Genomic DNA, 12,932 nt, shown 5'->3' on the forward strand with positions numbered 1-12,932 from the left:
GGGGGGGGGGGGTGGGGGGGGGGGGGACGCACGGCGGCCCTTTCCCAAAAATCCAGTATGTGCATCCCCCTCACCCCGACCCTCTCCCCGGGGGGGAGAGGGGGAATGGGCGAGCCACCGCCACCGACGCCCGCGACACGCGGGACCAGGAGGCGCGTCAACGCCGCGAGACCATCACGCCACTTCGCGCTGATGAGCATGACGTAGCACCTCCTTGAGTTCTGGCACGCAGGAACCACAATTCGTCCCGGCCTTCAACGCCGCACCGATCTCTGCCACGCTGGTCAGCCGGCGGTCACGGATCGCACCCACCAGCCGGTTGATGCCGACGCTGAAGCAGGCGCAGACGATCCGCCCTTCATCGGCCTGTGCACCCGGCGCCCGCCCGGCGAGCAGTCCGGCCCGCGCGCCATCGTCCAGCCCGTCCGCCTCCAAGAGCCCGGCCAGCCAGCCGCGCGGCGGCAGACGCCCGTCGGCGGCGACGAACAGGCAGGCATCCAGCCGGTCGTCATCTATCCAGGCCATCCGCAGACCGCCGCGCGCCTCATCGCGGAACTCCACCACCGCCTCGGCCGGGTCGAGACCGGGCAGCCACCCCGCAACATCGGGGATCGCCCCTACCCCCGCCATCTCCACCAGATGCCCGCCGGCCACCGCCCGCCGCGCCCAATAGCCGCCATGCCCAGGCTCCACCGGCCGGCGGGCCAGCAGGAAGGCGGTCCAGTCCGGTCGCCAGGGCTCCACCGTCGCCGGCATCCGCTTCAGATCCGGCTGGCCGGAGACCGGGTCCACCGCCTCGTCGTCGATCAGCCGGCCGATGACGCAGGCGCCGGTGAAGCGGTCGGTCCAATGCATCGGCAGGAAGATGGTGCCCGCGCTTTGGGCATCGGTGACGCGGACGCGGACCCGCGCCAGCGCCTCTCCTGCCGCAGTGACTATCCGGGCCAGCCCGCCATCGTCCACGCCCCGCGCCGCCGCATCCGCCGGGTGAATGTCCAGCCGCGGCTCCGGCACATGGGCCGACAGCCGCGCCGACAGGCCCGTCCGCGTCATCGTGTGCCACTGGTCGCGCAGGCGCCCGGTGTTCAGCAGCAGCGCCCCGTCCGGCACCGCGCGCGGCAGCGGCTTCGCCGTGACCGCCAGCATCCGCGCCCGCCCGTCGGCGGTGAAGAATCGGCCATCGCCGAACAGCCGCTTCTGCGGCTCGCCCCCAGCGCGCCAGGGCCAGGGGAAGGGAGCCAGCGCATCGTAACCGGCATCGTCCAGCCCGCTCAGCGCCCCGATGTCGAAGGCCCGCGTCCCGCCATTCTCGAAGTTCGACAGCGCGGCATGCTCGCGGAACACCGCCGCGGCAGTCTCATACGGAAAGGCATCGGCGAAGCCCATCCGCCGAGCGACCTGCGTCACGATCCACCAGTCGGCCTGCGCCTCCCCTTCCCCATCCCGGAAGGCCCGCTGCCGCGAGATGGTGCGGTCGGAGTTGGTGACGGTGCCGTCCTTCTCGCTCCAGCCCTTGGCCGGCAGGCGGATGTGGGCGAAGCGGCCGGTGTCGGTGTCGCGGATGCAGTCGGAGACCACCACCGTCTCACACTTCGCCAGCGCCCGGCGCACCCGCCCGGCATCGGGCATGCTGACGGCCGGGTTGGTCGCCATGATCCACACCGCCTTGACCGTGCCGGCCTCGATGGCGCGGAACAGGTCGACCGCCTTCAGCCCTGGCTTGTCCGCCATGCGCCGCACCTGCCAGAACCGGCCGACCCGCTCCACCTCTTCCGCCGTGAAACCCATATGGGCGGCAAGCTGGTTCGCCAGCCCGCCGACCTCGCGCCCGCCCATGGCGTTCGGCTGCCCGGTGACGGAGAAGGGACCGCAGCCCGGCTGCCCAATCCGTCCAGTCAGGAAATGGAGGTTCAGGATGGCGTTGACGGTGTCGCTACCCTGCGATGACTGGTTGACGCCTTGCGAATAGACCGTCACCACCCGGTCCGTCGCCGCGAATTCGGCATAGAAGGCGGCGACCTCCGCCTCTTCCAGCCCGCAGCGGCGGGCCACCGTCGCCATGTCCGGCGCATCGGCACGGGCGGCGGCCAGCGCCTCCTCCACCCCCTCGGCATGGGCGTCCACGTATCCGGCATCGCGATGCCCGTGGCTGTCGAGATAAGCCAGCATCCCGTTGAACAGCACCGCGTCGGTGCCGGCCTTCAGCGCCAGATGGCTGTCGGCGGCATCGACGCAATCGGTTCGCCGCGGATCGACCACGACGATGCGCGTGCCGCGCTCCGCCCTCGCCGCCAGCAGCCGCTGGTTCAGCACCGGATGGCACCAGGCGAGGTTCGACCCCACCAGCACCACCAGATCGGCGCATTCGAAATCCTCGTAGGTCCCCGGCACCGCATCGGCGCCCAGCCCGCGCTTGTGCCCGACCACCGACGACGCCATGCACAGCCGCGAGTTGGTGTCGATGTTCGCCGAGCCGATGAAGCCCTTCATCAGCTTGTTGGCGACGTAGTAATCCTCGGTCAGCAACTGGCCGGAGACGTAGAAGGCCACCGAGTCCGGCCCGTGCCTGGCGATGGTGTCGGAAAAGCGCCGGGCCACCTCGTCCAGCGCCTCGTCCCACGACACCCGCTGCCCGTCGATTTCAGGATGCAGCAGCCGCCCATCCGGCACCAGCGTATCGGCGAGCGCCGATCCCTTGGAGCAGAGCCGTCCCCGGTTCGCCGGGTGGTCGGCATCGCCGCGCACGGTCACGGCGCCATCGGCCGAAACGCGCGCGATCACCCCGCACCCGACCCCGCAATAGGGACAGGTGGTCTTCACCTCCCGTTTTGGCCCGGAGGATGGCTCCGCTCCGTCAAACATGGCCGCAGGCCTTGCGGCAGCCGCCGCGCGACAGCTTGGCCTCGCCGAGCGCGAGGGAGACGCTGCGCCCCTCCACCCGCACCGGAACATGGCCGGTGCGGCCCTCGTCGGGGGCGACGGCCTCGCCGGTCGCTAGTTCGATCACCCAATTGTGCAGCGGGCAGGTGACGCGGCGGCCATGGACGATGCCCTGCGACAGCGGCCCCTGCTTGTGCGGGCAGGCATCCTCCAGGGCGAAGACCTCGTCGGCCGCCGTGCGGAACAGGGCGATGTCGCCGTCGGGGGTGCGGACGACGCGCGACCCCAGCACGGGGATGTCGTCGATGCTGCCGACCTGGGTCCAGACGGTTTCCATGATGATGCTGTCCATGATCCCTTACCCCACTTCGGCGAGCAGATTGAATTCGTGACGGTCGACGCCCTTGGCGGCGCGCTCCGCCCACGGGTCGTCCTGTGAGAAGGTTTGCGAGAACAGGAAGCGCGCGTTCAACGCCCGGCGCCGCTCCGGATCCTCGACCAGCGCCGCCTTGATATGGTCGAGACCCACCCGCTCCACCCACGGCGCGGTGCGCTCCAGATAGCGGGCCTCCTCGCGGTACAGCTGCATGAAGGCGCCGGTGTATTCCAACACCTCCTCCTCCGTCGCAACGCGGACCAGCAGGTCGCAGGCCCGGACATGCAAGCCGCCGTTGCCGCCGACATGCAGCTCATAGCCGCTGTCGATGCACACCACGCCCAGATCCTTGATCGTCGCCTCGGCACAGTTGCGCGGGCAGCCGGACACCGCCAGCTTGACCTTGTGCGGCGTCCAGGTGCCCCAGGTCATCCGCTCCAGCTTCACGCCCAGCCCGGTCGAATCCTGCGTGCCGAAACGGCACCATTCCGACCCGACACAGGTCTTCACCGTGCGCAGTCCCTTGGCGTAGGCGTGGCCCGACACCATCCCGGCAGCGTTCAGATCGGCCCAGACCGCCGGCAGATCCTCCTTCTTCACGCCGAACAGGTCGATGCGCTGGCCGCCGGTGACCTTCACGGTGGGGATGGCAAATTTGTCCACCACGTCGGCGATGGCGCGCAGTTCCGCCGCGTTGGTCAGGCCGCCCCACATGCGCGGCACGACCGAATAGGTGCCGTCCTTCTGGATGTTGGCGTGGGCGCGCTCGTTGATGTAGCGCGACTGGTAGTCGTCCCGGTACTCGCCCGGCCACGCGCACAGCAGGTAGTAATTCAGCGCCGGCCGGCACGACGCGCAGCCGTCGGGCGTCGTCCATTCCATCGCCTGGAACACCTCGGCCATGGTCTTCAGTCCATGCTCCACGATGGCCGCCCGCACCGCGTCGTGGGTGTGGTGGGTGCATTTGCACATCGGCTTGACCTTCGGCGCCGCCGTGAAGCCATCGCCCAGCGTCACCGCCAGCAGCCGCTCCACCGTGCCGGAGCAGCCGCCGCAGGAGGCCGACGCCTTGGTGTGCGCCTTCACCTCGTCCAGGCTGGTCAGGCCCTTTTCGGTGATCGCCTTGACGATGGTGCCCTTGCACACGCCGTTGCAGCCGCAGATCTCGGCAGAGTCGGGCAGCGCGGCAATGGCGGCGTTCGGGTCACCGGCATCGGCGCTGCCGAAGCCCTGCCCGAAGATCATGGTGTCGCGCTCGGCCGACACGTCGGCGCCATCCTTCAGCAGCGAGAAGTACCAAGCGCCGTCCTTGGTGTCGCCATACAGCACGGCGCCCAGCAGCTTGCCGTCCTTCAGCACCAGCCGCTTGTAGACGCCGCGCGCCGCATCGCGGAACACGATGTCCTCGGTCCCCGCCCCACCCGAGAAATCACCGGCAGAGAACACGTCGACGCCCGTCACCTTCAGCTTGGTCGAGGTGACGGAACCGGTGTAGGCGGCACCCTCCCCACCGGCGAGGTCGTGGGCCAGCACCTTCGCCATCTCGAACAGCGGGGCGACGAGGCCCCAGGTGACGCCGCGATGCTCGACGCATTCGCCGACCGCGTAGATCGACGGGTCGCTGGTGCGCATCTGGTCGTCGACGCGGATGCCGCGCCCGCACTCCAGCCCGGCCGCCTTGCCCAGCGCCATGTTCGGGCGAATGCCCACCGCCATGACGACGATGTCGGCCGGCAGCTCGCGCCCATCCTTCAGTCGCACCGCGCTGACCCACTCATCTCCGACGATTTCGGCCGTATCAGCGCCGGTCAGCACCTCGATGCCGCGGCGCTCCAGTTCGCGTTGCAGCAGCATGCCGGCCGACGGGTCGAGCTGGCGTTCCATCAGCGTCGGCATCAGGTGGATGACGGTGACCTCCATCCCCTTGACCCGCAGCCCGTTGGCGGCTTCCAGGCCCAGCAGCCCGCCGCCGATCACCACGGCCCGGCCGCCCTTCTCCGCCGCCGCCAGCATGGCGTCGACATCGGCCAGATCGCGGAAGCCGATGACGCCCGGCAGGGTCGATCCCGGCACTGGAATGATGAAGGGCATGGAACCGGTGGCGATCAGCAGCTTGTCATAGGGAACGACCCGGCCCGACTGCGAGACCACCGTCTTGGCCCTGCGGTCGATGCCCTCCACCGGCTCGCCGGTCAGCAGGGTGATGCCGTTGGCGTCGTACCATTCGCGGCTGTTCAGCACGATCTGGTCGAAGGTCTTTTCCCCCGCCAGCACCGGCGACAGCATGATGCGATTGTAGTTCGGATGCGGCTCGGCCCCGAAGACGGTGACCTCGTAGCGGCCCGGCGCCTTGGCCAGCAGCTCTTCCACCGTCTTCATGCCGGCCATGCCGTTGCCGACGACCACCAGCCGCTCCTTGGCCGGGCCGGCGGTGCGCAGTTCGGCCTCGTTCAGTTCAACGACGGGCCCGTTGTTCGATGAGAGATGCATGTCCATGGCGCGTCTGCCTCGTCAATCGTGTCCGGCCTGCCGCAAAGTCAGGCACGGGGCCAAAAAGAAAGGCGTCCGAACGGGCCGTCTCCCTGCCCCGCGAGTGGATCGCGAAGGAGGGTGCAGACCTGTTCGGACGCCGTTGTCCGGGCGGTTCGTCGTCGAACCAGAGCCAATTCCGCACGTCGTCGCACGGCTTTGGCCGATGTCGCGGGCACCGACGACGTTGCCGGCACCCGCTGTTGTCTCGCCGCTTCCTTCGCAATCTGCGTGCCAATCGCCGCACCGACGGGCCTGCGCCGGAAAACTCCAGGGTTTCCGCGGGGTCCTCCCCGGATTCGCACCCAAGACCTAGGTGCCTGTTTTTGGATCATCCTTAGGTGCTGCACAAAGGATGACCATGCGGGCTTGTGTGCGCCGCAAAAATCGGCAGGCACACCGCGGCCCTGTCAGGTTCTTCATACCTTCCGCCGGGTCATAGCCAGCAAAATCAACCTGTGTGGCTCGATTTTCGGCAAAACCCATCCTTTGGCATGAGGTTTGCGAAGAGGGAGGCCAGAGACGCGCCAACGACGGTGCGTGCATCCCAAGCGTCCAATGATGGGCCAGCCCCCGGCAGTGTTGCCGACCCCGGTATCGACACGCTTTTCCGGTCGATCCCGCTGGACGCTTTCGATGGCCAAGGTGCGCAAGAGCCATCTGCCCGAAAAACAGCCAGTCAGGGACCTGCCCAGAAAATCGCCAAAGCTCGAAACCGGTGTCGCCCCACCCGGCCGCTGGCCCGGATATTAGAGATGGAGCAACCGACGTGGCCCAGTTCTCCCGCACCACCCTCCGCCAGTTTCTCGCATCCGCCGCTGCGGTCGTCGCCCTGACCGCAGGCGTCTCTGCCCATGCCGCGCCGCTCGATGTCGAGAAGGAGCAGCTGAAACTCGGCTTCATCAAGCTGACCGACATGGCGCCGCTCGCCATCGCCGTGGAAAAGGGCTTCTTCGAAGATGAAGGCCTCTCCGTCACGCTGGAGCCGCAGGCGAACTGGAAGGTCCTGCTCGATCGCGTGATCTCCGGCGAGCTGGACGGCGCCCACATGCTGGCCGGCCAGCCGCTGGGCGCCACCATCGGCTTCGGCACCAAGGCACACATCGTCACCGCCTTTTCCATGGACCTGAACGGCAACGGCATCACGCTGTCGAACGACGTCTGGCGGAAGATGAAGGCCAATGTGCCCAACGGCCCAGACGGCAAGCCGGTCCACCCGATCAAGGCCGACGCGCTGAAGCCGGTGATCGCCCAGTACAAGGCGGAGGGCAAGCCCTTCAACATGGGCATGGTCTTCCCGGTCTCGACCCACAATTACGAGCTGCGCTACTGGCTGGCCGCCGGCGGGATCAGCCCCGGCTTCTACAGCCCGACCGACGTGTCGGGCCAGATCGGCGCCGACGCACTTCTCTCCGTCACCCCGCCGCCGCAGATGCCGGCGACGCTGGAGGCCGGCACCATCTATGGCTACAGCGTCGGCGAGCCGTGGAACCAGCAGGCGGTGGTCAAGGGCATCGGCGTGCCGGTCATCACCGACACCGAGATCTGGAAGAACAATCCGGAGAAGGTCTTCGGCGTCACCGACGAGTGGGCGAAGAAGAATCCCAAGACCCATCTGGCCGTGGTCAAGGCGCTGATCCGCGCCGCCCAATGGCTGGACGAGAACAACAATGCCAACCGCGCCGAAGCGGTGAAGATCCTGGCCAAGTCCGAATATGTAGGCGCCGACGCCAAGGTGATCGCCAACTCGATGACCGGCACCTTCGAGTATGAAAAGGGCGACAAGCGCGACGTTCCCGACTTCAACGTCTTCTTCCGCTACAACGCGACCTACCCCTTCTATTCCGACGCCGTCTGGTACCTGACCCAGATGCGCCGCTGGGGCCAGATCGCCGAGGCCAAGCCCGACAGCTGGTACGACGAGACCGCGCGCAGCGTCTACAAGCCGGACATCTACCTGCAGGCCGCCAAGCTGCTGGTCGAGGAAGGCAAGGCGAAAGAGGCCGACTTCCCGTGGAAGAGCGACGGCTACAAGCCGGTCGACACCGGCTTCATCGATGGCATCCCGTACGACGGCCACAAGCCCAACGACTACCTCGCCAAGCAGCCCATCGGCCTGAAGGGCGACCAGAAGGTCGAAGGCGGTCAGGTGGTGGGGGGCTGAGCGCCCGCATCACTTCCACCCGCCAAATCCCCCTCTCCCCCCCGGGGAGAGGGTCGGGGTGAGGGGGATCCGCTTTGAGGATCTCTTCGGCTGCGCCGAACCCCCTCATCCTAACCTTCTCCCCAGGGAGGAGAAGGGACCTTGCCGAAGGGACACCCCGCCATGACCAGCCTGACCGACACCTCCGCCGACCTCGCCCGCGCCCAGCGCAAGGCGCGGCGCGCCCACACCCTCAACCGCATCGCCTCCGTCCTGACCACCGTCGGCCTCGGCTGGCTGGCGCCGCTGCTGCGGCTCGCCGCCGGCGAGAACCCGCGCCAGCAGGGGATCGAGCTGTGGCGCCAGATGGGCATCCCGCTGACCGCCATCCTGCTGTTCCTCGCCGCCTGGGGCTGGGCCGCCCCGCAGGTCCACACCAGCCTCGGCGCCATCCCCGGCCCGGCTCAGGTGTGGGAGCAGGCCACCAACCTCTACGCCGACCACAAGGCCGAGCGCGCCAAGGAAGCCGCCTTCTACGAACGCCAGGAAAAGCGCAACGCCGAAAAGCTGGCGAAGAACCCGGCGGCGGAGGTGAAGACCCTGCCCTATGCCGGCAAGCCGACCTACCTCGACCAGATCGTCACCAGCCTGAAGACCGTCTTCACCGGATTCCTGCTCGGCGCGCTGGTGGCGGTGCCGCTGGGGGTGGCGAGCGGTCTGTCGCCGACCGTCAATGCCGCGATCAACCCGCTGATCCAGATCTTCAAGCCGGTGTCGCCGCTGGCTTGGCTGCCGCTGGTCACCATGGTGGTCAGCGCCACCGTGTCGGGCAGCGACCCGCTGTTCGAGAAGTCCTTCCTGACCTCCGCCATCACCGTCACGCTGTGCTCGCTGTGGCCGACGCTGATCAACACGGCGGTCGGCGTGTCCTCCATCGACCGCGACCTGATGAATGTCGGCAAGGTGCTGCAGTTGTCGGGCTTCACGATGGTGCGCCGCCTCGTGCTGCCGTCCGCCCTGCCCTACATCTTCACCGGCCTGCGGCTGTCGCTGGGCGTGGGCTGGATGGTGCTGATCGCGGCGGAGATGCTGGCCCAGAACCCCGGCCTCGGCAAGTTCGTCTGGGACGAGTTCCAGAACGGCTCCTCCAGCTCGCTCGCCAAGATCATGGTCGCCGTCTTCACCATCGGCCTTATCGGCTTCCTGCTCGACCGCGTGATGCTGGCGCTCCAGTCCGCCGTCAGCCACAGCCCCGCCCGCTAAGGAGACCGCGACCATGGCGATCCTGGACCTGAAAGGCGTGTCGAAGTCCTATGGCGGCACGACGGTGCTCCACAACATCGACCTGTCGATCGAAGAGGGCGAGTTCGTCGCCATCGTCGGCTTCTCCGGCTCCGGCAAGTCGACGCTGATCAACCTGATCGCCGGTCTGGCGATGGCGGACGCCGGCGAGGTGCTCTATCGCGGCAAGCCGGTGACCGGCCCCGGTCCGGAGCGCGGTCTGGTCTTCCAGTCCTATTCGCTGATGCCCTGGCTCAGCGTGAAGGAGAATGTCGCGCTGGCGGTCGACGCCGTCCACACGGCCAAGCCGTCGGCCGAGCGCGGCGTGCTGACCCGCCGGGCGGTGGAGACGGTCGGTCTCGGCCACGCCGCCGACCGCCGGCCGAAGGAGCTGTCGGGCGGCATGCGCCAGCGTGTCGGCTTCGCCCGCGCGCTGGCCATGAGCCCGGAGATGCTGCTGCTGGACGAGCCGCTCTCCGCGCTCGACGCCCTGACCCGCGCCAAGCTGCAGGACGAGATCGAGGCGATCTGGCGCAAGGACCGCAAGACCGTCATCCTCATCACCAACGATGTGGACGAGGCGATCCTGCTGGCCGACCGCATCATCCCGCTGACCCCCGGCCCGAACGCGACGCTGGGCCCCGCCTTCACCGTCGACTTGGCCCGACCGCGCGACCGCACCGCCGTCAACCATGACGAGGACTTCAAGCGGCTGCGCGCCGAGGTCACCGCCTATCTGATGGAGGTCGGCGTCGCCCGCGGCACCGGCGGCGATGACGGCTTTACTCTACCCGACGTGAAGCCGATCACCGCCGCCCCGCCGCCCGCCGCCTATATCGAGGCGATGGGCGGACGCGGGATGGAGGACCGCTATCTCGAATTCACCCGCCTGACCAAGACCTTCGCCACGCCGAAGGGGCCGCTGACCGTGGTCGACGGCTTCGACCTGAAGATGCGCAAGGGGGAGTTCGTCTCGCTGATCGGCCATTCCGGCTGCGGCAAGTCCACCGTGCTGTCGATGGTCGCGGGGCTGGCCGACGTGACCAGCGGCGGCATCGTGCTGGACGGCAAGGAGGTGGACGGCGCCGGCCCCGACCGCGCCGTGGTGTTCCAGGCCCCCAGCCTGTTCCCCTGGCTGACCGCCTATGAAAACGTTATGCTCGGCGTCGACCGCGTCTTCCCCCATGCCAACAAGGGCGAGCGCGCCGACATCGCCCGCTATTACCTCGCCCGCGTGGGCTTGGGCGACAGCATGGATCGCAAGGCGTCGGAGCTGTCCAACGGCATGAAGCAACGCGTCGGCATCGCCCGCGCCTTCGCCCTGTCGCCGAAGCTGCTGCTGCTGGACGAGCCCTTCGGCATGCTCGACAGCCTGACCCGCTGGGAGCTGCAGGAGGTGCTGATGGAGGTGTGGGCGCGCACCAAGGTTACCGCCGTCTGCGTCACCCACGACGTCGACGAGGCGCTGCTGCTGGCAGACCGGGTGGTGATGATGACCAACGGCCCCAACGCCAAGATCGGCCACATCCTGAGCGTCGACATCCCCCACCCCCGCACCCGTCAGGCCCTGCTGGAGCACCCGCGCTATTACGATTACCGGGAAGAGCTGCTGAACTTCCTGGAAGGCGGCCATGCCGGGGCGCCGAAAAAGGCGGCATAACCCCGTCCCATCCCCCGGAAAGCCCACCGAAGATCCATCGACAAGCTGGCCCTCCGGGACCAGCTTGTTGTCTTTCGGCATGACGGACAAGGGAGACCAAGATGAAGCGCGTGACCCTGCCGGACGGCACCGAGGTCCCGGCTCTCGGCCAGGGCACCTGGATGATGGCGGAGGGGCGCGGCGACCGCGCCGCCGAGATCGCCGCGCTGCGGGCCGGCATCGACCGCGGCCTGACCCTGATCGACACAGCCGAGATGTATGGCGACGGCGCGTCGGAGGAACTGGTCGGCGAGGCCATCGCCGGCCGCCGCGACGGCCTGTTCATCGTCACCAAGGTCCTGCCCAGCAACGCGTCCCGCATCGGCACGGTGAAGGCCTGCGAGCGCAGCCTGCAGCGGCTGGGGATCGACCGCATCGACCTCTATCTGCTGCACTGGCGCGGCGGTGTGCCGCTGGAGGAGACGGTGGAGGCATTCCAATCGCTGATCCAGGCCGGCAAGATCGCCCGCTGGGGCGTGTCCAACTTCGACGTCGACGATCTGGAGGAACTGGCGGAGATTACCGACCTGCACGGCTGCGCCGCCAATCAGGTGCTCTACAACCCCGAACATCGCGGCATCGAATACGACCTTCTGCCTTTCCAGCACACCGCGCGCATGCCGGTGATGGCCTATTCCCCCATCGGCCAGGGCGGCCGCCTGCTGCGCTCCCCGGCCTTGCTGGCGGTGGCGAAGCGCCACGACGCCACCCCGGCGCAGGTGGCGATTGCCTGGGCCTTGCGGCAGCAGGGCGTGATCGCGATTCCCAAGGCGGGAACCACCGCCCACGCTCTTCAGAACGCCGAGGCCGTGAAGCTGACCCTGACCGGCGAGGATATCGCGGAGATCGACAAGGCCTTCCCACCGCCCAAGCGCAAGCAGCCGCTGGCGATGATTTGAAGATTTAAGATTGAGGGGCCCGGAAATGACGAAGGCCGCCAATGATCTTGCCCCACCAAACCGGAGCAAGATCATACCCCCGATGCGCCCGTTGGCGCTTTGATCCTGGCCGTGACATCCTTCACCAGCCGCGACATGCCTCGCACGGGGCGGTGTTCCTGGGAGGATCTGAAGATGCTGAGGTCCGTGATTGCAGCTGCCACCATGGCTGTGACGCTCGCCGCCAGTTTGGGCGCGGCGACCGCGGCGACCGCGCAGCAGGAGAGGATGAAGACCTGCAACGCCGATGCGGCGGCCAAGAGCCTGAAAGGTGACGAGCGCAAGGCGTTCATGAGCACCTGCCTCTCGGATAAGGCGGCTGCCCAACCCACCAAGCCGGTGACGGCTCAACAGGAAAAGATGAAGAAGTGCAATGCCGAAGCAGCCGGTAAAACCGGCGAGGACCGGAAGGCATTCATGAGCAGCTGCTTGAAGGGCTGACCGTCCAGGCTTGCTGCCCGTTTGGACGAGCGGGCCGTAAACGCAGACCCATCCGGCAGCGGGTCGCCGCTGCCTGGAGCATTGCGACGACCATAGCATTCGCCATCATCCAGGTCAGGGACCTTGTTGTGCAGGTCCGCCGGCAACGGCGCGCCGTTCCGGGAGTGGGATCTGCCGCCGGGATTGAGCAAGGTGAAGGCCCGGCTGGAACGCTCGAACGAGGCGGACCGGCAGTTCGTGGCAATCCTTCGCCATTCTCAGCGACGGGCTCAATGCGGTGGAAGCCGATTGACAGAATCGGGGCAAGTACGCGGCGCGTCGGAACGAAGCCGAGCTGGATCTGAAAATGGTCAAGGCCCCAAGGGGTTACCTTGAGGCCTTGGAGATGGTGGTCCCGACTGGGATTGAACCAGTGACCCCTACGATGTCAACGTAGTGCTCTCCCGCTGAGCTACGAGACCACGGGAACCCAAAACTGTCGCTCCAGTAATGGAGCGGGCGAAGGGATTCGAACCCTCGACCCCAACCTTGGCAAGGTTGTGCTCTACCCCTGAGCTACGCCCGCAAAGTGGCGCGAGTGACGGGACTTGAACCCGCGGCCTCCGGCGTGACAGGCCGGCGCTCTAACCAACTGAGCTACACCCG

8 protein-coding genes and 2 tRNA genes are annotated in these 12,932 nt (G+C 67.7%); 5 read left to right on the plus strand and 5 right to left on the minus strand.

Features of this window, described 5'->3' with window-relative positions; translation table 11 throughout:
* Nucleotides 1-174 precede the first annotated feature (174 nt).
* Genes TSO5_RS14915 through nirB form a run of 3 tightly spaced genes read right to left on the minus strand, consistent with a single transcriptional unit; the run spans nucleotide 175 to nucleotide 5,752 of the window.
* Nucleotides 175-2,862: a nitrate reductase gene (locus TSO5_RS14915; protein ID WP_109152300.1), complete on the minus strand. Its 2,688-nt coding sequence runs from the start codon at nucleotides 2,860-2,862 to the stop codon at nucleotides 175-177.
* Complete coding sequence (nirD, locus tag TSO5_RS14920; RefSeq protein ID WP_199230906.1) at nucleotides 2,855-3,232, minus strand: nitrite reductase small subunit NirD; 378 nt, start codon at nucleotides 3,230-3,232, stop codon at nucleotides 2,855-2,857. The genes TSO5_RS14915 and nirD overlap by 8 nt, the downstream gene beginning before the upstream one ends.
* Before the next feature lie 6 nt (nucleotides 3,233-3,238).
* Nucleotides 3,239-5,752 carry a nitrite reductase large subunit NirB gene (gene nirB / locus TSO5_RS14925; protein ID WP_109152301.1) on the minus strand — a complete coding sequence of 838 codons (2,514 nt, stop codon included), beginning with the start codon at nucleotides 5,750-5,752 and terminating at the stop codon, nucleotides 3,239-3,241.
* Between the two features lie 802 nt (nucleotides 5,753-6,554).
* Here nirB and TSO5_RS14930 point away from each other — a divergent pair.
* The 5 genes from TSO5_RS14930 (at nucleotide 6,555) to TSO5_RS14950 (ending at nucleotide 12,287) form a co-directional block, all read left to right on the plus strand.
* Nucleotides 6,555-7,949, plus strand: coding sequence for a CmpA/NrtA family ABC transporter substrate-binding protein (locus TSO5_RS14930; protein ID WP_109152302.1), 1,395 nt, complete (start codon nucleotides 6,555-6,557; stop codon nucleotides 7,947-7,949).
* Nucleotides 7,950-8,111: 162 nt separating this feature from the next.
* Nucleotides 8,112-9,191, plus strand: a complete 1,080-nt coding sequence (locus tag TSO5_RS14935) for an ABC transporter permease (protein WP_109152303.1) — start codon at nucleotides 8,112-8,114, stop codon at nucleotides 9,189-9,191.
* 13 nt (nucleotides 9,192-9,204) lie between these two features.
* On the plus strand, nucleotides 9,205-10,869 hold the full coding sequence (locus tag TSO5_RS14940) for a nitrate ABC transporter ATP-binding protein (protein WP_109152304.1): 1,665 nt from the start codon (nucleotides 9,205-9,207) through the stop codon (nucleotides 10,867-10,869).
* Nucleotides 10,870-10,970: 101 nt separating this feature from the next.
* Nucleotides 10,971-11,807 carry an aldo/keto reductase gene (locus TSO5_RS14945; RefSeq protein ID WP_109152305.1) on the plus strand — a complete coding sequence of 279 codons (837 nt, stop codon included), beginning with the start codon at nucleotides 10,971-10,973 and terminating at the stop codon, nucleotides 11,805-11,807.
* A 174-nt stretch (nucleotides 11,808-11,981) separates the two neighbouring features.
* Entirely contained in the window at nucleotides 11,982-12,287 is a 306-nt protein-coding gene (locus TSO5_RS14950; protein ID WP_199230907.1) for a PsiF family protein, read from the plus strand.
* A gap of 386 nt (nucleotides 12,288-12,673) precedes the next feature.
* Here TSO5_RS14950 and TSO5_RS14955 read toward each other — a convergent pair.
* Both TSO5_RS14955 and TSO5_RS14960 read right to left on the minus strand, forming a co-directional pair.
* A tRNA-Val gene (locus TSO5_RS14955) sits at nucleotides 12,674-12,748 on the minus strand.
* Between the two features lie 29 nt (nucleotides 12,749-12,777).
* Nucleotides 12,778-12,852, minus strand: a tRNA-Gly gene (locus tag TSO5_RS14960).
* Between the last annotated feature and the right edge of the window lie 80 nt (nucleotides 12,853-12,932).

This window comes from Azospirillum sp. TSO5 (assembly GCF_003116065.1).
Lineage (GTDB): Bacteria > Pseudomonadota > Alphaproteobacteria > Azospirillales > Azospirillaceae > Azospirillum.

Bases quoted from the DNA above. Each gene is read 5' to 3' on its own strand.
- TSO5_RS14950 (WP_199230907.1), top strand. From the start codon at position 11,982: ATGCTGAGGTCCGTGATTGCAGCTGCCACCATGGCTGTGACGCTCGCC.
- TSO5_RS14935 (WP_109152303.1), top strand. From the start codon at position 8,112: ATGACCAGCCTGACCGACACCTCCGCCGACCTCGCCCGCGCCCAGCGC.
- TSO5_RS14945 (WP_109152305.1), top strand. From the start codon at position 10,971: ATGAAGCGCGTGACCCTGCCGGACGGCACCGAGGTCCCGGCTCTCGGC.
- TSO5_RS14915 (WP_109152300.1), bottom strand. From the start codon at position 2,862: ATGTTTGACGGAGCGGAGCCATCCTCCGGGCCAAAACGGGAGGTGAAG.
- nirD (WP_199230906.1), bottom strand. From the start codon at position 3,232: ATGGACAGCATCATCATGGAAACCGTCTGGACCCAGGTCGGCAGCATC.
- nirB (WP_109152301.1), bottom strand. From the start codon at position 5,752: ATGGACATGCATCTCTCATCGAACAACGGGCCCGTCGTTGAACTGAAC.
- TSO5_RS14940 (WP_109152304.1), top strand. From the start codon at position 9,205: ATGGCGATCCTGGACCTGAAAGGCGTGTCGAAGTCCTATGGCGGCACG.